We start from the raw sequence: 21779 nt of genomic DNA, 5'->3' as shown, positions 1-21779 counted from the left end.
AGGGTGTGTTAGATAACGCACCCCAATAAAAATTTCGATGTGGGTAGGGGCGCACAGCTGTGCGCCCCTTCCGTGTTATACCGATGATTGCGTTAATTCTTTCACAATTTGACGCAATACTTCTTCCACCGATCGCGGTTGCCAGCCTAACTCTTTTCTTGCCTTTGTCGCATCAACCCGCACGCAGCGATCGTACACGTAATGAACTCGTTCGCGGCTGAGGGGAGGTTGCCATTTTAGCAGTCTGCCAATTGGATCGAGAACATTACCGACAAGCTTTACAAGAGATTTGGGTGCTTCCTTGGGAACGGGAATTCCTGACTCTTGGGAGATAATTTGAAACATTTCCTTCGTAGGCAAATCTCCGGCAGAGATAATGAAATGTTCGCCAGTTTTGCCTTTTTCAGCAGCTAAAAGCATCGCTTCTACTAAGTCATCGACGTGAACGATACCCGTAATGCGATCGCCCCCCGCCCATAATTTCAGTCCGCCTTTAAGAAATTGTTTCAGTACGGGTCCGAAATGGGGATCGTCAGAGCCAAAAATACCCGAAGGCATGACACTAACTACAGGTAAACCTTGGGCAGCAAATTGGTCGGCTAACTTTTGTGCTTTGTATTTAGTCACGTCATAAGCAGAGGAAAAGTCAGTTTGAGTGCGATTAAAAGTTTCATCAATAACTTTCCCCTGAGTATCGCCGTAAATTCCTACAGTGCTACAGTAAACGACTTTTCCTACTTTCAATTCTTGGGCAACATCTAAGACAGCGTGGGTTCCTTCTACGTTGACCCGTTCCATCTTAGCTGCATCGACTATGCCTAATTCCACATAAGCCGCCGTGTGAAACACCACGTCTACACCAGCCATAGCAGCACGCAGAGCATGGCGATCGCTAATATCGCCGTAAACTAGCTCTATGGGGCAGTCAGCCAGACGGGAAAGATTGCTAGACTTGCGTATCAAACCAACAACAGTATCTCCTCGTTGGGTTAAAGCACGGACTAAATGAGAACCTGTAAAACCGTTAGCGCCAGTAACTAGTGCTTTCATGAAGGGTGTGGGTAATTGGTAGTTGGTAGTTGGTAGTTAGTAGTTGACGGTTAATGGTAGTTGGTAGTTGGTTGTTATTCTCCCTTGTCCCCCTTGTCTCCCTTGTCCCCCTTGTCTCCCTTGTCCCCCTTGTCCCCCTTGTCCCCCTTGTCCCCCTTGTCCCCCTTGTCCCCCTTGTCCCCCTTGTCCTTCTTCCCACGAGTAGCTAAAACACTCACAAAGCTTTCTCGTAAATCCGGTAGGTTTTGTGAATTTTACCACCAGCAGCCTCTACAAGCTTGCGAGAAGCAGAGTTATCTTCGTAAATATGTCCTAATTCCGCTCGTTTGTAAGGCTTGCCTTTTTTAATTCCGCCTTGCATTCCCAAATAAATGAGAGCCAAAGAAACCATTTTGCGGCGATATTCAGGGAGGGAGCAAATGTAAATTACTCTCCCTTGGTCAATTTGGCGGCGATACCACAAGAATTTTAACGTGCCGAACCAATCGAGTTTGCCGCCTAGATGCTTGAGAGCGATATTGTAGTCAGGTAATCCCATCCACATCCCCACCATTTCACCGTTGTATTCCGCGATGGGAAAAACATCAGGGTCGATCAGAGATTGAAACGATCGCGCTTTATCTAAAAACTCTGCTGGGGTTTGCGGTGAATAACTGTAGTTGTCGGTAAACATGCGCACGAGGAGATCGTAAACTTTCAGCGCATCTGCCTCAAATTCCTCACCCTTGGTTCTAATGGGACGAAAAGTTATGCCAGCTTTACAAGCGATACGATAAGCCTTTTCAAATTCCTCTGGTAAAGGTTTGTCTAGGGGAAAATTATACGTGTAAGCATCTTTACCTTTGTACCAACCATCCCGTTCGATAAACTCTGGGTAATAGGGTGGATTGTAAGGCATTAAAATCATTGGCGGGGAGTCAAAGCCATCGACTAAAAACAAACAGCCGTTGTGAGTTGAAAAATCGATTGGTCCCCTAACTACAGTCATACCTTGTTCTCGCAGCCAATCACAAGCAACCTGGAGGAGGGCTTGAGCCACATCAAAATCGGAGATACATTCAAAAAAACCGAAGACTCCGACATTTTGACCTTCTTTCTCTATCAACCGTTGATTCACAGCAGCAACAATTCTGCCGATTGGTTCTCCTGACTGAGATAGAGCGATAAATTGCTGTGCCTTACCATACTCAAAGAAAGTATTGCTAGGCGAGAATTGCTTGGCTTCACTGCTGCGGATGGGGGGAACCCAGTAAGGGTCGTTCGCATAAACCCTAGCAGGAACATCGAGAAAAAGTTCTTGTTCTACTGGAGTCGTGACAGGTTTAATTTGAAACTTTGTAATCGTTTGCATAATTTACACAACAGTGTCAAAAAATTGTGCGATCGCTCTTATTTGTAACTGGATGAAATACACGCTCCGTGGGGGCGCACAGCTGTGCGCCCCTACAAATGTTATGGACGCAAGCGAAAATTATCTTTGAAAAAACGATTAAGACCAAAATACAGCAATGCATCCTGGTCTTAAAAAATTATCTAAGTTTTTAATAATTGAATTTGGAATTTAGCTCGTTTCGCTAGGCGCTGATCATGGGTTTGTAGATCGTATCCCGAATTGCTACCATTCCTTCGACTAACCGATCCATATCCTCTTCGGTGTGCAAGGCATTAACGGTGATCCGCAAGCGTGGCTTAGCAATGTACCAAATTGCCGATGCCCAGATGCCATGTTCTTGCATTAATTGACGGGCAAAGTATTTCGGATTGCACTCAGTGGGTAACACGACGGGGACGACGTTGGTTTCGCCCAAAGCTTCAAAATCATGCTTAGCCAAACGCGATCGCAAATATTTGGTTTTTGCTTGCAGTTGTTGTACCAGTTCGGGATGTTGGCGCACTTGGCGAATGCTTTCCAAAGCAGCAGCAGCGGTAGGTGCGGGTAAAGAAACCGTGCCGATGGAGGTGGGAGAGAAATTCATCAACGGGATCAATTCAGCCACAGGACTGCTAATTGCTGCCCCAGCCGAAGCCGCAAACTTAGAAAATGTGGTCATAATCAACGGCACGATCCCCCGCGCGATCGCATTTTGAGGGGTTATCCCAAAATACTCGTAAATCCCCCTCCCCGTGGCTCCAATCGCGCCGCTAGCGTGTGCCTCATCCATGACCAGCACGCTACCTTCATAGTTTTGCAGCACATCAAGCATATCTGGTAGAGGGGCGATGTCACCATCCATCGAGAAGACAGCATCGGACACTACCATAATTCTGTCGTCGGGACGAGCATAGCGATATAACTTCCGCTCCAAGTCTTCAGTATCGCAGTGGCGATAGGCTTTGACGCGGACGCGGGGACTGTGGCTGAAGACTTTTCCAGAGCGAGTCCCGGCATTGACAACAGCCGAGACAATACAGCCGTGGTTGAGTACGTCCGTCAGGATCAGAGTCTCTCGCGTATTTTGAAATCCTGGTACGGGAATGGCGAGATGACAAAAAGCATCCATCAAGGCTTGCATTGCCATCCAAGCATTCAAAAATAGCTGGGTGTGGGGCAGATGCTTAAAAGCAGAGATTTCTGCTTCGAGTTGACGGTGTAAGTCAATGCGACCGTTTAAAACTGAGGTTCCACTATTAGAAGTACCGTATTGCAAGATCGCATCAATTGCCGCTTGCTGCACGGCTTCGTTCTGCACCAGTCCCAATACATCATTGGTGCAGAATGTCAAGACATTTTGCCGCTTGCCCGTTGCTCCTTCTTCGATTTCAACTAAATTACCCTGACGGCGATGACAAATGAACTCGTCGGGGGCTAGCCCGCTGTCATATAAGCGCTGAACGTACTCTTTGACTACTTGCACGAATTTACTCCCCTCACCTGAAATTCCCAGATAGCTTTGTGCGTCTGGCTAAACATTATTAATATTTTCCCTGGTTAGGTAATTTTTAGACTATCCAGGTTGTCATTTCCTGCCGGCTCGGGCAGCTTAATTGAGTCTATGAATAAGACATTTTGCCAGCACTATACCATTCCTAGCGATCGAGCCAGCGATCTTTGACTGTATTGACGAGATAATTGCTTCATGCGATTGATAATAAATTAGCTTGACTATACCCGACTAGAAGAGATCGCTGCCGATTAAGACAGCGATTCCCCCTGCTGGTTCCCTGAAAGTTGGGAAGACAGGGTTTTGCGGCGATATTGCTCGTATTGCCGCATCATGACCTTTTGCAAGGCAATAATTGCCGGATTAATCTCTACATAGCGACGTTGGGGGTTGTTTGAATAAGTGCGTTGCTCGCTCTCCATCATTTCGATATCTTGATCGAGAAACTTGGAAAATAGAAAGCGCCAGATATAAGCAGAAATCAGGGGTTTGAACGGCTGCACCAACCACTTAGGTAAATTCAGCCGCAGAAACATCAAGGTAAACGATTTGGTTTCTGTTGCTCCCATAGGCGATCGCATCAGGTATAAAGAGGAAACCCCCTCTAGAGAACTGTGGTAGTGGGGATATTGGTAATGGAGCGTGACAGTCCGGGTTGTCACCTCATCACCGCGATCGCTCAAACCCAGAATTTTCGTCATGACTCCCTTATAAGACACTCGATAATCGGCATGAACCGATGATTCTGTTGTCTTCAAGCTAGTCAGCACGGGGTCAAACCAACCTTGGAGATTTTTGTGTAAAAACCCGTGAAACACATCCATCGTGTTTTCGTTGCAGATGGTGAAATGCGCCTGGAAATGAGCCGGAATCGGAACCATCAGACAATCTGGATCGTCGAATTCCGGTATTTCTGGTAAGGGAATGCTAGTTGCCAAACTCGCATCGCCAGGAAAAATCCAGATCAGATTGTATTTTTCGCGGACGGGGTAGCTACGAACTTGAGCGCATGGTAGTTTGTGTGTCTCAGGGAGGTATGGAATTTTGACGCATTGACCTGCACCATTAAATTCCCAACCGTGATAGGGACACAATAAATGTTTCCCTTGAATTTGCCCTTTATGTAGAGCCACACCCTTATGCGCGCACGCATCATCTAAAGCATGAAGCTGTCCGTCCGTGTCACGGAAAACAGCAATTGCTTGTTTCCAGATCGTTACGGGCATAATATGACCAGGTTGCAGTTTATTTGCCCACCCAACCGGATACCAGTAATCTGGATTAATCCCGATCTCGCGGATAGCATTCTGAACTGTCTGACTTGTTAAGGTCGTAGCCAGTTCCATGAATCGTTCCTCTCTTGCCTGATTCTGACAATATTTAGCTTTCTAGTGTCCCTTAATTCAGCTAAATTGTCAGCATAATTCCTGACAGCACGCCAACTGTCCACTCATACTAATAGGGAATAGGGAGAGGAGAGCTGAGAGAGCCCAGGAGGCTGAGGGAGAGTCGCGGAGAAAAAACAAAAGTGCCTCTTGCCTCTCGCCTTTCACCAACAACCATCAACCAACAACCATCAACCAACAACGAATGACAAATGACAAATGACAAATGACCAACTATCAGTGACGACTTCCTCAACATGCGCAAATTATCACTATCGCCAACAGTAGCTTTTGCCGCGATCGCCCGTAACCCACAGTTAATGGTGTTGATGGCGGCTGGCTCCCTAACTACGATGACTGGAGCAGTGTTTAACCCTGCCTTGGGGGAGATCAAACATCAACTTCAGCTGGCTCCAGAGATTGGCGGTTATTTAGCAGCCGCTCATGTTTGGGCGCTGGGTCTTTTTAGTCTTCCCTTGGGAATTCTCTCCGATCGCGTGGGGAGAGTAAAGGTACTCGTAGTTTCCCTACTTTGCTATGCCGTCTTTGGTGCTGCGGGAGTCACGGTAGACAATTTCCTCCCCTTAATCGCGTTGCGAGGATGTTTGGGCATCGCTACAGCTGGAATTACATCTGCTAGCTTGGGTCTGCTCACGAGTATGTATGAGGGCGAGGAACGAGCCAAAGCATTAGGTTACGCCACGGGGACGCTGACGCTAGCGGGGATCGTCTTTCCATTGTTAGGGGGCGGAGTAGGCTATTTCTTCCACTGGCGATACATTTTCTGCCTATACGCGATCGGGCTACCATTGGCAGTATTGACAGCCAAGATTTTGCCACAGCCACCCGAACGTACTTCAGTCAAAACAGAGCAACGACCTAAGCATAAACTATGGCAAGTTTTAGGACGCTACCAAACAATTTGGTTATTGCTAACTCTGAGCTTGACATCAATCGTGATGTACTCGGTTGTCTTCTATACCCCGCAGTATTTCAAAGACACGATTAATGCCAATACGCTAACTAACAGCCTCGTCTTAGCTTCTCGCGCTCTGGGTGCAGCCATTATTTCTGCTTTTGGAGCCAGAAAGCTATCTCAATCGTTGGGTTTGTATAAAGCTACGGCTGTAGGCTTCATCATGATGGCGCTGACACTTAGCACAATTCCCTTTTTACGAGAGATTAGTTTAATTATGTTAGCTGCGGTCGGTTTTGGTGCTGGGTTTGGTCTGATCCTACCCAACCTTTACGATGCTCTAGCGAGTCTTGCGCCTTCCCAGTTGCGATCGAGCGTTCTATCAGCGGGGGCTGGCGCGGGCTTCATCGGGCAATCTTTCTGTCCAATTGTGTTAGGCTTTATCGTCAAAAACAATGGCATAGAAGCTGCTTTTTACACGGCTGCAAGTGCTTCGATTGTCATCGGGATGCTGTTGCTCGTATTCGGGAGTCAGGAATGAGTGGTGAGTGGTGCGTGGTGCGTGAATGAATTTTGAATTTTTTGAATTGCTCCCTTGTCCTCCTTGTCTCCCTTGTCCCCTCCATCCTATGCTTCATCTTCTGGTAACCTCACTTCTTGCTGTACCTGCAAGCCAGATAAGAAATTGCGATCTTCGCTGATGTGGGGAAACTTGAGTTGAGAATCGGGAATGCCCTTTTCTATCTGTCGCTGGCGGAGGATGGCAAAGCTACCAGGAGCTAAAATTCGCAGTCGGGGTGGCGGAATCGGATCTTTGCGGCTAATTTCATAGTGGGTGTTTGCTGCTTGTAATTTGCGATCGCACTCGCTTAAAAAAGCTTGCGGATCTTCAAGCTTGTAGCCATTAGCTAACTCAATATTGAGCAGGTAGCGAGCGGGAAAATCATTTTCCGATAAAGTCATACAAAAATCTTCTAGTAATAAGCTAAATTCCTGCTGTACGGCTTGCATCACCTGAGTCGCATGGGCTTCCGTCGTCTTTTCTGTCGTAGAAGAAATCAATCCACCTTGACGGTGACGAAATACGATTAGCGGTGCTTGCTCGTAAAATCCGACTACCTCGATAACATCGCCAATATCGTAGCGATAAAATCCGTTATAGCTCGTAGTCAGAATGCGATAGCGTTCTCCCGATCTGACTTCGGTAGCGAGTAGCGTTTTCGGTTGTTCTTCTTGCCACTGGTCTTGCGGGATAAATTCAAAAAAACCGCTTTCCAGGGCTAAAATGCTGCTGTCGTCGTCGAGTTCGTGATAGATACTAAACATCCCTTCGGCAGAAGAAAATACTGCGCCGAAAATGGGTGTATTGTTGAAGTAGGTAGGGAATCGCTGAAAGTAAAAGTCGGACGTACCTCCACGGGCGCAGGCGACAAAAGACAAATTTGACCAGGCGAGATGAGGGGTGAGCTTACCTTCCGACTGGAGAATTTCCCGTAATTCATTGGCTCGAACTGGATTGGCTGATAAGCGCTGCTCTAATGCCAGTCGTAGTTCCGGTTCTACTTCTAACCAATTGGCAATGGTTCCTGTTTCGATATCGTGGATTAGGTCTTCACCAAATTTTTCCAAATAGTTGCAGGTACGGAGGATGAGCATTGGAAAGTTAGCTAACATCCCCCGCATTAAAGGATCTTGTAAGGCAAATAATAAGGCGAGGTAGTGACGGGCAGAGCTATCTGCGACTTGGAGAGTCTCGTATGGCTGAGCAAAAAATTGCCCGTACAGCCATTTATCCATGCTGAGGACACCAGCACTAGCAGGACCGTAGGGAATACCAGCACTAGTACGTCCCCATTGTTGAGTAGAATTTGTCAGGAGAATTTTGCCAAACTGTTGCCCTCTAGAACGTAAGGCGGCGGTTAGAAAACCCATACTGGTTAGGGTAGCTTGACGAGTGATATTTTGCGATCGCCTCGTCGTCGGAATCATTTTCTTTTTCCCCGTCGAACCACTCGTCAGCGTCAAGTACACCACCGGATCGGCTGTTAGGATATTTTGCTTGCCATTGGCAATGCGCTCCAGAAAAGGTTCGTAGCTGGAATACGGTAAAATTGGCACTCGATCGCGAAAGCGATCGACTGTTTTAATCTCACCGAGCTGATATTTTCTACCAAATTCTGTATCGCGATGAGCTTGTAACAAGCGTAATAAAAACCGTTCTTGTACTTCTGCCGTCCGGCGAGTTTTTTTGATAAAGTTTGCCTTTGTCAAATCTGTAACAGCATTTAAAGCGGACAGAACGAGATTGACCATTCAGCTTTCTCAACTCATCAAATACTGATTCAAGCAGATTAATTGTGTTTAGAATATGACAATTTGGTGTCGAAGTAACTGGTAATTGAGGAGTGGCTGGTGGTTAGTGGCTAGTAGTAAATAGAGTATGGGAAGTGTGGGAAGTGTGAGAGGAGACAAGGGAGAATTTTTTCTCCCTTGTCTCCCTTGTCTCCCTTGTCTCCCTTGTCTCCCTGCTCCCTGATAACTGGTCACTGGTCACTGGTCACTGACAACTGTACTTCTCGTTCCACTTGCAAGCCAGCGAGAAAATTGCGGTCTTCGCTGATGTGGGGAAATTTTAGTTGAGAATCTGGTACTCCTTTCTCTAATTGCCTTTGCCGCACGATCGCAAAGCTGCCAGGGGCAAGAATTCGCAATCTTGGCGGGGGAATTTGATCGTTGTTAATCCGCTTGACGGCGTAGGAAGTGTGAATTGCACTCAGCTGACGGTCAAAGCGATCGAGAAATTGCTGCGGATTTTCTAATATTTTTCCAGGCGCAAGCTCGATATTCACCAAATAATATGCGGGAATGACATCATCCGATAAGGTAATACAAAAATCTTCTAGAGGTAAGTCAAATTCTTGTTGTAATACCTGCATGACTTGAGTAACATGAAATTCCGTAGTTTTTTCTGAGGTTGAAGACAGCAAGCCACCGCGCCGATGGCGGAATACAATCAGTGGTGCTTGTTCGTAAAATCCGACGACTTCCATGACATCGCCAATGTCGTAGCGATAGAAGCCGCTGTAATTACTCATCAAAATTCGGTAGTAGTTTCCAGGTTTGACTTCGCTAGGTAGTAGTGTTTTTGGTTGTTCTACATCCCACTGATCTTGAGGAATAAACTCAAAAAATGCACTTTCGATCGCTAAAATACTGGCATCAGAATTTAGCTCTGGGTAAATGCCAAACGCGCCTTCTGACGAACAACAAACCGCGCCAAAACCTGGTGTCTTGCTAAAGTAAGTCGGAAAGCGCTCGAAGTAAAAATCTGAAGTCCCGCCTCTGGCTGCAACTGTGAAGGCAAGATTCGACCATACTGCTTCGGGGGTGAGTCTACCTTCTGCTTGCAAGATTTCTTGTAGTTGCTTGGCACGGTTGGGGTTAGCGACTATTTGCCGTTCTAGTTTTAAGCGCAATTCTGGTTCTAGTTGCAACCAAGGTGCAAGCATTCCTTTGTCAATGTCGCGAATAAAGTCTTCTGCATATTGTTCTAAATAGCCGCAGGTGCGGAGGATCAGCATGGGGAAGTTGGCGACTATTCCCCTTGTATCTGGCTGTTGTAGCGCAAATAGCAGACAAAGATAATGGCGCGTCAGGCTATCGGCTGCTTGCAGTGTCTCAAAGGGATGAGCAAATATTTGCTCGCAGAGAAATTTTCCCATCCGTAGGACTCCAACGCTAGCGGGACCGTAGGGAATTCCACCACTGGTACGTCCCATCAGTTGAGTTGAGTTAGTGGCGATCGCTTTGCCAAATTTAGAACCCCGTTGTCTTAATGCCGAGCTGAGAAAGCCAATACTAGTTAAGTTGGGACGGCGCAAGGAGTTTTGAAAGCGTTTGGTGACTGGGATGAGCTTGTGCGCTCCTGTAGAACCACTCGACAGGTTAAAAAAAACAACGGGATCGGGGGTGAGAATGTTCTGTTCCCCCTGGGCAATGCGATCGCAGTAGGGTGCATAGCTACTGTAGGATGATGTGGGGACACGCTGGCGAAATTGCTCGGCAGTTCTAATATCTTTAAATTCATACTTTTGCCCTAACTCTGTCGCCTGATAAGCTCGTAGTAAATCTCGCAGAAATCGCTCTTGTACTGCTTCAACTTGGCGCGTTTTTTTAACAAAGTTATCCTTTGTATGCTCGGCAACAGTTTGCAACAGTGGTAGCAATAAATTCGTCATTGGCTCCTCACACCTTTTGTCTGCGTTATTATAAATAATAATTGCTTTACCTAATTATTTCGAGTGCGCTTTGTTTAGCAATCGTTAATATATTTCTATGTCTTGCCAAGCTAAAAGTTATTAATAATTATTTAAATTGTATTAAAAAAGTATTTTTTCTTGCCTCGATGGGTAGGTTACGGAAAGTATATCTTACTCTTCATTTTTTTATGCGTTTAACTACTGATAATACTGCTGACAGCATAGCTGATAATACAGCAGTCTCAATTTCACGGATGGAGCTATCGTCGATATCGCCAGATTTATTTTTTGAAAGATATCAGAAAACGGGAACTCCAGTTATTATTACTGGATTAAAAGTAGATGACTGGAATCTAGAGTATCTTTGCAAACAGTTAGATCGGCAAGAATTTCTTTTTCGTTATTACGGACGCGAAAGATATCAACAAGATAAACGCACTTGGCAAAACATTGGCAGCGGGGTTCCTCTCAAAACAATGTCATTTACAGACTATGCAAAGCTGTTGCACAGTCATGAGGCTCACGAAAAGGATCTTTATTTGGCTAAATGTTCGTTAAAAAATACAAAGTTAGCCGAGAATAATTTTTTTAGCAATATTAGTCAACAACTAGGGTTAAAAAAGCCTATAGGCAATGTTAATCTTTGGGTAGCCCCTGGAGGGCATTTAGAGTGCCTGCACTACGATACGCTGGATGGTATTTTGATCCAGATGCATGGAGCGAAAAAAGTCTTGTTATTTCCACCCAGTCAGACTTATAATCTATATCCATTTTCAATATTTGTCCATTTGCTACGCGGCTTAGAATTGCGTGCTTGGTTTAGTACGGTATATCCAGAAAATCCAGATTTGGTAGCATTTCCCAAATTCAAAAAAGCATTAGAACACAAGCAAGAACTAATCTTAGAGCCAGGAGAAATGCTGTATATTCCTATGGGTTGGTGGCATGAAGTTACGGCATTAGGTGATGAAATGGTGTGTTCTGTCAACCAATTTTGGGGTGTGTATCCTATCTCAAGAGCAATTTTATCTTGGTGTCGTTGGCGAGTGATTTTTAGCAATATGTTGGCAATACCTTACTTATTAACCAAGTTTGCGATCGCTTTTCTGAGTCAAAGCAGACAGCAGCAGATAAAACAAATTTTTTATCGGTTTTGAACCCTCAACTGTAGGGTGGGCAATGCTCACCTTACAATTGGTATTATTAATGAGGTTGAATAAAGTCGTGTCATGAAAACTCGAAATTTTACTGCGATCGTTTATCGAGAAGATGATATGTATGTTGCTGAATGTCCAGAAGTCGGTACAGTAGATCAAGGAGAAACTATAGAACAGGCGGTTGCTAACTTGCGCGAAGCAACAAAACTTTATTTAGCAGAGTTTTCTTTACCTGAAGTAACTCCTAGATATATTACTAATATAGAAGTTAGCTATGCCTAAGATACCAAGGATTTCTAGTCGGGAAGCAATTCGTGCTTTGGAACGTTTAGGATTTGTGCAAGTGTGACAAACAGGTAGCCATGTCATCATGAAGAAAGTAACAACAGAAGGCGAAATTGGCTGCGTCGTTCCAGTACATAGAGAATTGAAGATAGGAACCTTGAGCGGGATTCTTAAGCAAGCTAGAGTAACACCTGAAGATTTGATTGAAAGTCTTGATTGAAGATAGTAGTAGGGTGTGTTACTTAACATACTCTATTACTACGATGAGATACATTTGCAAAGTAAGGTAAAGCTAATTGCTGTTTGTACCAATTTTTATAAACAAAGCGAATCATAAAAGGAACTGTAACTATTGTCAACACAAGTCCCCAGTGTAGATATTCAGAAAAATTATAATTTATAGTTATTTGTTCACTGGGAAAGAAAAGTTCTAGAACAATTGTGGCAGCATTATTTATGGCATGAGCGATCGCAGGTACAATTAACGAGCGAGTTTTGAAATAAAGCAGTGTCATCAAAATTCCAAAAACTGCTGCACCGAAAGGAACAATATGCCCCAAACCAAAAATGATTGCAGAAACTAATATTGCTGGCGATATTCCCCATTTCATTGCCCACCGATGTATGAGTATACCTCGAAAAATAAACTCTTCTGTAACGGGAGCTACTACAACTAAAGAAATTACATTCAATAAGTAAGCAAGAACTGGTAAAGCTGAAGTACTAGCTGGGGGATCTTGCAACCAATTAACCAGGCTTACAGTTAGTGAAGGAGAAATTAAAGATAAGCTGTAAAAAAATAGCAGATCGATTCCCCACGTAAATAGGCAGATAGCGATCGCAATTCCACATAAAGATAGCCAGCGATCGCGACTTGGTAATTTGCCAATTAAATATTTAGGATGAATAGATAGCTGATGACATCTATGTAAAATCCAGATGCTAGGTAAAAGCATCATAAGATAGTAAATGAAATCGTAAAATATCGGATCGTCACTATTCCAGTTAAAGAAGAGTAATAGAAGATCGGAAATAAAAACAAACTCAACAATCAGAATCAAAAGTAAAATAAATATATTTCGAGTTTTAAATTTTACAAAGGGGTTATCCGATCGCAGGTTAAGCATAGGACTCGATTTGATATGGTGGAGGTAATCTATAGCAATCTAAATTGATTTGTGAACGCTTCCCATGTAGAGACGTTACATGTAACGTTTCTACATGGGCTATCTAACTATTTGATGTAATTCACTTAGATTTGCGATCGCATTCTTTCTTGAAAAACATGACAGCCGCACGTTTAACCATCAAAGAACTTACCGAGGCAGTTGGGGGAAATTGTACCCCAAGGATGGTGCGACACTATCACCAACTCGGCATTTTGCCACCCCCTGAGCGATCGCGTAGCAATTATCGCCTCTATACTCAGGAAAACGTGCAACAGTTGCGGCGGATTGTGGCACTCAAACAGCAAGGCTTTCAACTTTCCCACATTCGCGAACTCCTCAAAAGCGATGCTGCTATCGAAGTAAAAAATTTAACACATCAATTACAACAACAGTATCACTCGGTGATGCAGCAAATGGCACGGCTGCGGCAGACAGCGACGGCACTAGAAGGATTGATCGGACGCGATCGCTCCTGTCAAAACCTGCAAGCAGAAGCGATCGCGCAGTTGCGCTTATTAGAAGTGGAAAGCCAAGACGGATTGGTACAGTTAGAACAACTGTGGGAAAATTGGGATGCAGCCACTCACGCTCACCCAGAAGAATTTCAGGAATCTTTGCAACAATTATTACCCGATCTCTCCAATCGTTCGGAGATTGAAATCGATTTGCTGTCCAAACTGGTGCTTGCTTGCGGTGATGTCAGTTTGGTTAATTTTATCCGTGTGGGTAAAGGGGCGATCGCGGCGGCGCGTCATGCCCTCACTCAAGGCTGTGAGATTGTCGGCGATGTTGCCCCTGTGGTTGCAGCTTGCGATCGCACCCGTTTATCTCATTTAGGTTGTCCGGTTACGACCTTAATCGCCGATCCTCACGTTAGCAGCGTTGTAGAAGCCGAGCAAGCCTTTTGGCATCAAAGCCAATGGCAAGAACAGCTACAACAGTTGCCACCAGGCTGTATTTTTGTTGTGGGATACGCCCCATCAGTGCTGATTGCTGCTTGTGATGCTATTGCCAAGGGACATTTTCAACCCGCTTTAATCATCGGGATGCCGATTGGTTTTAGCCATGCCCCAGCTGCCAAACGTCGCTTGATGCGTTCTGGTATTCCCTATATTACTGTCGAGGGAACAATGGGCGGCGGATTATTAGCGGCAGTAGCCTTAAATGCTTTAGTTGAATCGACAATTGAGAAACCGGATTGTCATTGTTATTTAGGAAAGTAGGTAGGGGCGGGTTGACCAAAAATCTTTGTCAAAACGAAGTTGTCTGGTGAACCCGCCCGTACGGGAGTTAGGAAAGGGTGTCGTGTAGGGGCGGGTTGACCAAAAATCTTTGTCAAAACGAAGTTGTCTGGTGAACCCGCCCGTACGGGAGTTGGGAAAGGGTGTCGTGTAGGGGCGGGTTTAGCCCGAAATTCACAGCCACGGCAAGAAATCTTTCCTCAAAACTCGCCCTTACAGGGGTCATAGCGAATTGCGTAGCTTGCGAGTATCGTAGGGGTATTGCGAATTGTCTCCATCTACAAACGATCTGCGGCGATCGCAGCACCAACTAGCCCAATGTCCGATCGCAGGACGATATGCACGGGAACGTTTTCGAGTAAAGGTCGCATCCGTCCTTTACTGGTGAAGGCGCGGATAAAAGTACCTTCTTGCATTAGGGGAAGAATTTTCGCAGCGATACCACCAGCAATGTATAACCCTGCATACGGTAAGAGTTTGAGGGCGAGGTTTCCTGCTTCTGCGCCGTAAGCCTCAACAAAAATCTGCATTACCCGTTCTGACAGGCGATCGCTTTTTTCTAGGGCGGCTTTGGAAATTGCGGCGGCTGGATCGACGGTTTTTTCTTTCTTGCCAGCTTGTTTTTCCCAAGCTGCTACAACTTGGGCAATTTCTGGCGATTCTTTCACATTTTGGCGATCGCGAAAAAATTCGTAGATGGCGACAATTCCTTGTCCCGATACCACTCGTTCTACTGAAACTCGTTGGATGTCGTGCTTGTCCAATAGGTATTTCAAGAGGTGAAAGTCTAACTCGGAACGAGGTGCGAAATCAGCGTGTCCGCCTTCGGAACTAAAGACATGGTAAGTGTCGCCTTGCTGAATTAAAAATCCCTGTCCTAATCCCGTTCCTGCACCAATTACCGCGATGGGCGTACCTGTTTGGGGCTTACCTGCTTGGAGAGTGTGTAAATCTGATTCCTGCAAACCCAATATACCGTAACCAACAGCGGCAAAGTCGTTGATCAGGGAAATGGACTCGATCCCCAACTCTTCTTCTAGCCTGGATGCTTCTAGCAGCCAAGTTAGGTTGGTTAACTGTACTGTATTGTTAACAACTGGACCCGCGATCGCAAAACAAGCTTTTTGCGGTAAGAGTTTTTTGCCCAACTTTTCCTCAGATGTGGCTAAAAACTCTTGGACTATGGGCGCTAAATCTGGATAGTCGCGACTGTTATAGCGTTGTTCGTAAAGGGCTTTGGGTGTTGCTTCTGTTGTTTCCACCAAACGCAAGATCGTCTTCGTGCCACCAATATCTCCTGCTAACAGTATTGTCATAGCGATCGCTTTAATGAAATCGAATAATTTTTTCGGTTTTACTTAAGTGAGATGTGTCGCCATTTAACTCCATCACCCAAGGTTGTTCTGGATCTGGACGAACAACTTTCACTAAACAGCACAAAGCAGCGTTAACCTCTGTCTGAGCCGTTGCGCCTACCAGACCCATTGTTGCACCTACTACAGATGCCCCGTGTCCTACCAACAGAATATCTTTGGAAAATTCTTCTGCTAATAACCGAGCCGTTTTACCTGCCCGTTCTAGGACAACTTCTCCAGTTTCGGGATATTCTGCCGTGACGCGAGAACTATAGCTAGTGTCGATCCTGGGAAACATGCGAGTTAAAACATCCAGAGGCGCTCTTTTTGGCGCTTGTGGCATCCAAGCAGGATTGAGCCATTCGCTCAAACCAGATTCTAAGTTAATCGAAAGACTGAGGGCTTCTGCTACGTAGTTAGCTGTTTGCACCGTGCGCAAAAATGGCGAAGCAAAGATATGACTGATATTTTCTCCCTTCAGCCGTCGCGCCAGTTGTTGAGCTTGAACTTTACCATCTTCAGAAATCGGCGGATCGAAGGGTCGTTCTGCGGTGAGGAACCACTCAGGATTGACAAAATCAAGACGATTGGCGTGACGAGCAATCCAGACAATTTGAGTCATAGGAGACAATTCCCAAAGCATAGAATTCGCAGAATGCCAAACCTAAATATAAGCAAGTTAAAAGTCAAAAGTCAAAAGTCAAAGGAGACAGGAGACGAAAGAAACAGGAGATAGAAGGAATCCATTGATTTAAAAACACGGATTTCACCCACGCCTTATGCGCTTACCACCAATTGGCTCCTAACTTAAACCCAACCAACATCAAATAAGTAATTGGTCACTGATTACTGGTCACTGGTCACTGTTAACAGGCGATCGCCCCCAAGGGACGACATTTTCTAGCTTAAAAGTCATGTTTGCACGTACTGGCTCAAACGTTGCTCTAATCTACCTAATAATGTATCTACATCAGAAGCAAGATGCTCGAAACAAATAGGGGGAGGGGGTTCGATTTCAAATTGAATTAACTTAATTTGTCCGTTACCAATACCAAGAATTAACACTTGTTTTTCAGGATTATGAGCATCAATAAATCCTAAAACTTCTTGGATCTGACTGTTGACGCGATCGTTTAATTTTTCAATTGCAGATTTAGGACAAAAGATAAAACGCGGTGTCGGTTGGATGTCGATACCCAAGGTGTCATCGCTGGCTCCTTTTTCCAAAAACAACCCCCAAGATAGCGCTGCTAACTCTTGTTGATTCTCCTTAACAAAGCAATCTAATTGCTGTCGCCATTGTCCATCTTCTCCAACAGGTTGAGGGCTACCAAATGAGAACATAGTTGGTAATTAGTAATTGGTAATTGGTAGTTGGTAGTTGTTCTATGAGGAACAAATTTATTTTATGCCGGATTGGACGCGCCAGAGCGTGGCGTAGATTCCTCCACGTTCTAGGAGTTGTTCGTGGGTTCCAGATTCAATGAGTTTGCCATACTCCATGACATAGATACAATCGGCATTGCGGACAGTGGAAAGACGATGGGCGATCGCAATTGTGGTTCTATCGACAATAATTCGTTCGAGCGATCGCTGAATAGCTGCTTCTGTTTCGTTATCGACGGCTGATGTCGCTTCATCCAAGATTAAAATTGGTGGGTTCTTTAATACTGCACGGGCGATCGCAATTCTTTGTCGTTGTCCGCCTGATAATTTTTGTCCCCTTTCCCCCACAATTGTTTCATAATCTTGGGGCAGTTGCATGATAAATTCATGCGCTTCTGCAACCTTTGCTGCTGAGATAATTTTATCTATATTGGCATCGGGACTACCATAGGCAATATTCTCAGCTACAGTACCGTGAAATAAGAAAACATCCTGACTGACTAAACCAATACAAGCGCGTAAATCTCTCAATTTTAAATCGCGGATATCGATCCCATCTAAGGTAATCGTTCCCGATCGCACTTCGTATAATCTGAGTAGGAGTTTGACTAAAGTACTCTTCCCCGAACCCGTGGAACCAACAATTGCAATGGTTTTCCCAGCAGGAATCTGCAAAGATAGATTTTCAATGACGGGCGATCGCTCGTAATAAGCAAAGGTAACATCTTTTAATATCACCTCTCCTTTTACCTCATGAATTGGTAAGGTAATATCTCCAGTATGAATATCAATAGGAGTGTCGAGTAAATTCATCACTCGATTTGTCGAAGCCATTGCCCGTTGATATTGGTCAAAGGTTTCGCCTAATCTAGTTAGGGGCCACAACAAACGCTGAATTAAAAAGATCAAGACGCTGTACGTCCCTACACTCATTCTGCCCGCGATCGCTTCCATGCCTCCAAATAAAAGTAAAGCGGTAAAACCCGCTAAAATAATCATCCGAATTAAGGGAACGAAGGCAGCAGATAGCGCGATCGCTTTTCTGTTACTCTGACGGTAGGCTTGACTTTCCTCTGCAAGTCTGCTTGATTCATAGGCTTCGGCAGTAAAGCTTTTGATCGTCATAATGCCTGACAAATTATTTGCCAGCCTTGCATTCAATAAGCTAACTTTTTCTCGCACCTCTGCATAACGCGGAGCCAAAAGTCGTTGAAACGCTACCGAACCCCACAAAATAAAAGGCATGGGTAACATCGCCATCCAAGCGACGCTAGGAGCGAGAATAAAGAAAGCCCCGCCGATAATTAGAACTGTAGCGGTAACTTGGATAATTTCATTCGCGCCATTATCCAAAAATCGCTCTAATTGATTGATATCATCGCTCAAAACTGACATCAAGCCGCCCGTACTGCGTTCTTCAAAATAGGCGAGTTCTAATTCTTGCAAGTGGTTGTAAGCATCGAGGCGGAGTTCGTGTTGAATCCTCTGCGCCAAGTTGCGCCATTTCCTGGCATAGGCATATTCAAAAATTGATTCTAGTATCCAAATAATCACTGTGAGGACGGAGAGAATCAGAAATTGGGCAAAAACATCCTTAACTCCCCAACGGGCAATAATCGAATCTTGACGCTGTACTACCACATCAACAGCAACACCAATCAATACAGGTGGAGCCAGATCGAAGATTTTATTTAAGACAGAATAGAAAGATGCCAGCCAAATTTCCCCGCGATAGTGGCGAGTGTAGGCGAGTAAGCGTTTGAGGGGATGCTTTGGTTGAGGGCGCAACCTTGGGGAAGATTTGCGTTTTGGCGATCGCATTAATGCCTGCGGCTGCATTATCTGTATTATTTACATCTGTGGGTGTATATTCCAAGATAGCGTGGTGAGTCAGGAGAATTCGGAATTCGGAATTCGGAATTCGGAATTGAATGTCACTTTTGCTTCACTCTTTATCTCTTCTCACGCACCACGACGCAGCTAATATCGGCTTATACGCTTCGCCGCTCGCTGCAACACCCCACGCACCACGCACCACTCACTTTTAAAGCCAATTTCCCACTAAAACATAAGCTGCCCAATAGCCAGGACGACGGTAGTTAGGGTAGTTTTTCATCAGATTCAGTTGGGCTTGACGTAGGGCTTCGGCACGGGTGAGTTTAGTTTTGGTGAGTTGTTTGTAAAATTCACCAATAAAAATAGCTGTTGCTTCATCGTCAATTTGCCACAGAGAAGCTAAGGTACTCCTAGCCCCAGCCCTGACAGCAATCCCTGCTAGTCCCAAGGCAGCGCGTCTGTCTCCTATAGCAGTTTCGCACGCGCTGAGGACGAGTAATTCGATCGCATTTGGACGGCGACGATTGCGCGATCGCAATAAGTCATCAAATTTCCTGACGTTAATTGGTCCATCAGCGGCGAGGATAAATGTATTCTCGGCTTGAGAACTGAATTGACCGTGAGTCGCTAAATGAACTACGTTGAAGCTAGTTGAGTCGATCTTGGTTTCTAGGCTTTTGCTAGTAAAGGCGCGATCGAGTAATTCGGCGATCGCGACTCCGGCTTGTTGAATTAAATTAAATTCCAACCTGACAGCGGGTAAGGGTGGAAAGGGAGAGTTAGCAGGCGGAACGCTAAGTCCAGCAGTTAAGGCTTTGAGATTGGCTGGAGAGATAGGCTGAGGGTTGATGAGTTGCAAACCCGGACTCACGGCGATCGCGTATTTTTCGACCAGATATTGCTTACCATCAAATAATGCAGACATGGGAATATTTCGCAACGCCCCATCTGGGACGAATACTAGGGTTTTGACTCCGCTTTGCTGCAACTCACTAGCAATAGGTTGGATCAGCCAACTGTATATTTGTTGAGATAAAGTTCTGACATCTTTAGTACGATCCGGCTCGGTTAGCGATCGCTGCAATCGTTCTACCGTTTGCTCGACCTGAGTTTGCGGCTGATGGATCGTGTAATGGCGTAGGGGTTGCTGGGGAATTTTGAGAATCACTTCCAGGCGATCGGGTAATATAATCGGATAAATTACCGCTGCTGTAGGATTATCCCGATCCACCACATTATCGATCGCTACAGGTTGGGCTTCGATACAGGCTTCCCGAAAAAAGTTATCTAGTTCCGCTAACTGCAACGCTTCGATCGTTTCGCGTGCCTGGGCGAGGTTTTGCTGAGGAGTTGCCTCGCCTGACTTTTGCTCAGATAACAGCAAGGCAACGAGTTCTCGATAGACTGGTTCTACTTCATCGCGAAAATTAAATTGAATCTCTGGGTTGACAGCGACGAGATCGTTACGCAGAGCTTTTAAAGTTTTGACTGCTTCTCTGTAGGTGGCGATCGCCCCTGAAGTATCTCCCTGCGCTCTCAATAAGCGTGCCAATTGCCACTGCCAGCGATAAGTAATATCCGGTGCATTCACTGCCTGAGATAAGATTAAAGCCTGCTGTGTCAGCTCTTGAGCGCTTTGCCATTGCCGATTTTGCTCGTATAGACTACCTAAACTACCTACTGCATAAGCCTCAGCTCGTTTATCGCCCAAAGATCGAGATTGGTGGACGGCGGTTGCGAGTAATTTGGCAATAAATGTGGGAGTGGTAATTTGTAATTGGTAATTGGTAATTGGTGTTTTTCTCCCTTGTCTTCCTTGTCCCCCTTGTCTTCCTTGTCCCCCTTGTCCCCCTTGTCCCCCTTGTCTTCCTTGTCCCCCTTGTCCCCCTTGTCTTCCTTCCCCTAGTCTCATCAAACTTTGAGCGAAATCAATTTGGGCATATACTGTTTTACTACTGGGGGAGATGGTAGCAAGCAGAGATTGAATTTCGGGAATGAGCGATTGGGCAGTAGAATCTTGCGTGTCTACTAATAAGCTGAATTGGTTAAGTCGAGCTTGCAGTTTTGCAATCGGCGCGATCGCAGTAGTAGCAGCCTGTTGATAGTAGGCTAAGGCGGTTGGATTATCTCTTTGCGATCGCGCTGTATTACCGAGGCTAAATAAACTAGCCGCAATATCTGATTGCGAGTTGAGTTTTTGTGCTAAGACTAAACTCCGTTGCAATACTTGTTGGGAGTGTGGCAAATCGCCGATCGATCGCAGTAGGTTCCCCATTTGGCGAAGTCCGGCAGCTTTCAGCGAAGAATCTGGAATAGCACTGAGGCTGCGATCGGCAGAGGTTAACGTTTCTAAAGCCCGACGATATAGTCCCAAGGCTTGCAGCGCTTGAGTCTGATTCAGTAAACTACGGATGACCCCAAGGCGATCGCCTGCTCTTTCGTACACCGTAGCGGCTTGTTGCCACGTACTGAAAGCTGTGTCTGCTTGTCCCAATCCCAATTGCAAGCTAGCTTGGGTATTTAAGGCTTGAGCGAGAACTAGAAGAACGCGGGAGTCGGAAGTCGGGAGTCGGGAGTGGCTAGTGGCTAGTGGCTGGTAGCTAGAATTTCTTCCTTGTCCCCCTTGTCCCCCTTGTCCCCCTTGTCCCCCTTGTCCCCCTTGTCCCCCTTGTCCCCCTTGTCCCCCTTGTCCCCCTTGTCTTCCTTGTCCCCCTTGTCCACCCTTGTCCCCCTTGTCCCCCTTGTCCCCCTTGTCCCCCTTGTCCCCCTTGTCCCCCTTGTCCCCCTTGTCCCCCTTGTCCCCCTTGTCCCCCTTGTCTCCTTGTCTCATTTGCAAGGTATCCCAACAGATCGAAACT

The 21779-nt window shown here is 45.6% G+C and carries 19 protein-coding genes and 1 pseudogene; 5 read left to right on the top strand and 15 right to left on the bottom strand.

All coding sequences use genetic code 11. The annotated features are described in order from the left end of the window. Positions 1–75 precede the first annotated feature (75 nt). The 5 genes from CHRO_RS26180 to CHRO_RS26165 form a co-directional block, all read right to left on the bottom strand. A complete protein-coding gene (locus CHRO_RS26180) occupies positions 76–1050 on the bottom strand; it encodes an NAD-dependent epimerase/dehydratase family protein (protein WP_015157249.1) in 975 nt (324 codons plus the stop codon). Then, entirely contained in the window at positions 1025–1249 is a 225-nt protein-coding gene (locus tag CHRO_RS33585) for a hypothetical protein (protein ID WP_219336034.1), read from the bottom strand. The genes CHRO_RS26180 and CHRO_RS33585 overlap by 26 nt, the downstream gene beginning before the upstream one ends. 15 nt (positions 1250–1264) lie before the next feature. After that, positions 1265–2401 carry a hypothetical protein gene (locus tag CHRO_RS26175; protein ID WP_015157247.1) on the bottom strand — a complete coding sequence of 379 codons (1137 nt, stop codon included), beginning with the start codon at positions 2399–2401 and terminating at the stop codon, positions 1265–1267. A gap of 223 nt (positions 2402–2624) precedes the next feature. After that, complete coding sequence (locus CHRO_RS26170) at positions 2625–3905, bottom strand: aminotransferase class I/II-fold pyridoxal phosphate-dependent enzyme (RefSeq protein ID WP_015157246.1); 1281 nt, start codon at positions 3903–3905, stop codon at positions 2625–2627. 278 nt (positions 3906–4183) lie between these two features. Further along, the gene (locus tag CHRO_RS26165) at positions 4184–5278 is read right to left on the bottom strand and encodes an aromatic ring-hydroxylating dioxygenase subunit alpha (protein WP_015157245.1); all 1095 of its coding nucleotides are present in this window, start codon (positions 5276–5278) and stop codon (positions 4184–4186) included. A 296-nt stretch (positions 5279–5574) separates the two neighbouring features. On the opposite strand from CHRO_RS26165, the gene CHRO_RS26160 reads away from it, so the two are divergent. Continuing rightward, a complete protein-coding gene (locus tag CHRO_RS26160; RefSeq protein WP_015157244.1) occupies positions 5575–6774 on the top strand; it encodes an MFS transporter in 1200 nt (399 codons plus the stop codon). On the opposite strand, the gene CHRO_RS32950 is transcribed toward CHRO_RS26160, so the two are convergent. From CHRO_RS32950 to CHRO_RS26150, 4 genes are all read right to left on the bottom strand, one after another. Beyond that, the gene (locus CHRO_RS32950) at positions 6734–6871 is read right to left on the bottom strand and encodes a hypothetical protein (protein WP_181824243.1); all 138 of its coding nucleotides are present in this window, start codon (positions 6869–6871) and stop codon (positions 6734–6736) included. The two genes, CHRO_RS26160 and CHRO_RS32950, sit on opposite strands and share 41 nt — an antisense overlap. Beyond that, the gene (locus tag CHRO_RS26155) at positions 6861–8546 is read right to left on the bottom strand and encodes a GH3 auxin-responsive promoter family protein (RefSeq protein WP_015157243.1); all 1686 of its coding nucleotides are present in this window, start codon (positions 8544–8546) and stop codon (positions 6861–6863) included. Before CHRO_RS26155 ends, CHRO_RS32950 begins: the two co-directional genes overlap by 11 nt. Before the next feature lie 103 nt (positions 8547–8649). Continuing rightward, positions 8650–8787 (bottom strand): hypothetical protein, encoded by a 138-nt coding sequence (locus CHRO_RS32945; protein WP_181824242.1) that lies wholly within the window; start codon positions 8785–8787, stop codon positions 8650–8652. Continuing rightward, positions 8777–10471, bottom strand: a complete 1695-nt coding sequence (locus tag CHRO_RS26150) for a GH3 auxin-responsive promoter family protein (RefSeq protein WP_015157242.1) — start codon at positions 10469–10471, stop codon at positions 8777–8779. The genes CHRO_RS32945 and CHRO_RS26150 overlap by 11 nt, the downstream gene beginning before the upstream one ends. A 209-nt stretch (positions 10472–10680) precedes the next feature. Between CHRO_RS26150 and CHRO_RS26145 the strand changes: the two genes are divergently transcribed. The 3 genes and pseudogenes from CHRO_RS26145 (at position 10681) to CHRO_RS34975 (ending at position 12154) form a co-directional block, all read left to right on the top strand. Then, complete coding sequence (locus tag CHRO_RS26145) at positions 10681–11649, top strand: cupin-like domain-containing protein (protein ID WP_041462646.1); 969 nt, start codon at positions 10681–10683, stop codon at positions 11647–11649. Positions 11650–11721: 72 nt separating this feature from the next. Beyond that, positions 11722–11931, top strand: coding sequence for a type II toxin-antitoxin system HicB family antitoxin (locus CHRO_RS26140; protein WP_015157240.1), 210 nt, complete (start codon positions 11722–11724; stop codon positions 11929–11931). Then, a pseudogene (locus CHRO_RS34975) lies at positions 11924–12154 on the top strand (type II toxin-antitoxin system HicA family toxin). The gene CHRO_RS26140 and the pseudogene CHRO_RS34975 overlap by 8 nt, the downstream one beginning before the upstream one ends. Positions 12155–12176: 22 nt before the next feature. Here the strand turns inward: CHRO_RS34975 and CHRO_RS26135 are convergent. Further along, entirely contained in the window at positions 12177–12893 is a 717-nt protein-coding gene (locus tag CHRO_RS26135; protein WP_181245512.1) for a CPBP family intramembrane glutamic endopeptidase, read from the bottom strand. Between the two features lie 326 nt (positions 12894–13219). On the opposite strand from CHRO_RS26135, the gene CHRO_RS26130 reads away from it, so the two are divergent. After that, complete coding sequence (locus CHRO_RS26130) at positions 13220–14326, top strand: precorrin-8X methylmutase (RefSeq protein WP_015157238.1); 1107 nt, start codon at positions 13220–13222, stop codon at positions 14324–14326. Positions 14327–14622: 296 nt separating this feature from the next. Here CHRO_RS26130 and CHRO_RS26125 read toward each other — a convergent pair whose 3' ends face one another. The 5 genes from CHRO_RS26125 to CHRO_RS34970 form a co-directional block, all read right to left on the bottom strand. After that, a complete protein-coding gene (locus tag CHRO_RS26125; RefSeq protein ID WP_015157237.1) occupies positions 14623–15660 on the bottom strand; it encodes a glucokinase in 1038 nt (345 codons plus the stop codon). 10 nt (positions 15661–15670) lie between these two features. After that, on the bottom strand, positions 15671–16321 hold the full coding sequence (locus CHRO_RS26120) for a histidine phosphatase family protein (protein ID WP_015157236.1): 651 nt from the start codon (positions 16319–16321) through the stop codon (positions 15671–15673). A gap of 290 nt (positions 16322–16611) precedes the next feature. Continuing rightward, the gene (gene ccmS / locus CHRO_RS26115; RefSeq protein ID WP_015157235.1) at positions 16612–17043 is read right to left on the bottom strand and encodes a beta-carboxysome assembly chaperone CcmS; all 432 of its coding nucleotides are present in this window, start codon (positions 17041–17043) and stop codon (positions 16612–16614) included. 57 nt (positions 17044–17100) lie between these two features. Then, positions 17101–18906, bottom strand: coding sequence for an ABC transporter transmembrane domain-containing protein (locus tag CHRO_RS26110; RefSeq protein ID WP_051033376.1), 1806 nt, complete (start codon positions 18904–18906; stop codon positions 17101–17103). A 223-nt stretch (positions 18907–19129) separates the two neighbouring features. Then, positions 19130–21751 (bottom strand): CHAT domain-containing protein, encoded by a 2622-nt coding sequence (locus tag CHRO_RS34970; RefSeq protein WP_015157233.1) that lies wholly within the window; start codon positions 21749–21751, stop codon positions 19130–19132. Positions 21752–21779 lie beyond the last annotated feature (28 nt).

Source organism: Chroococcidiopsis thermalis PCC 7203 (assembly GCF_000317125.1).
Classification (GTDB): domain Bacteria; phylum Cyanobacteriota; class Cyanobacteriia; order Cyanobacteriales; family Chroococcidiopsidaceae; genus Chroococcidiopsis; species Chroococcidiopsis thermalis.
The sequence above is the reverse complement of the archived record's forward strand: the minus strand, read 5'-3'. Positions and strand labels throughout refer to the sequence as shown.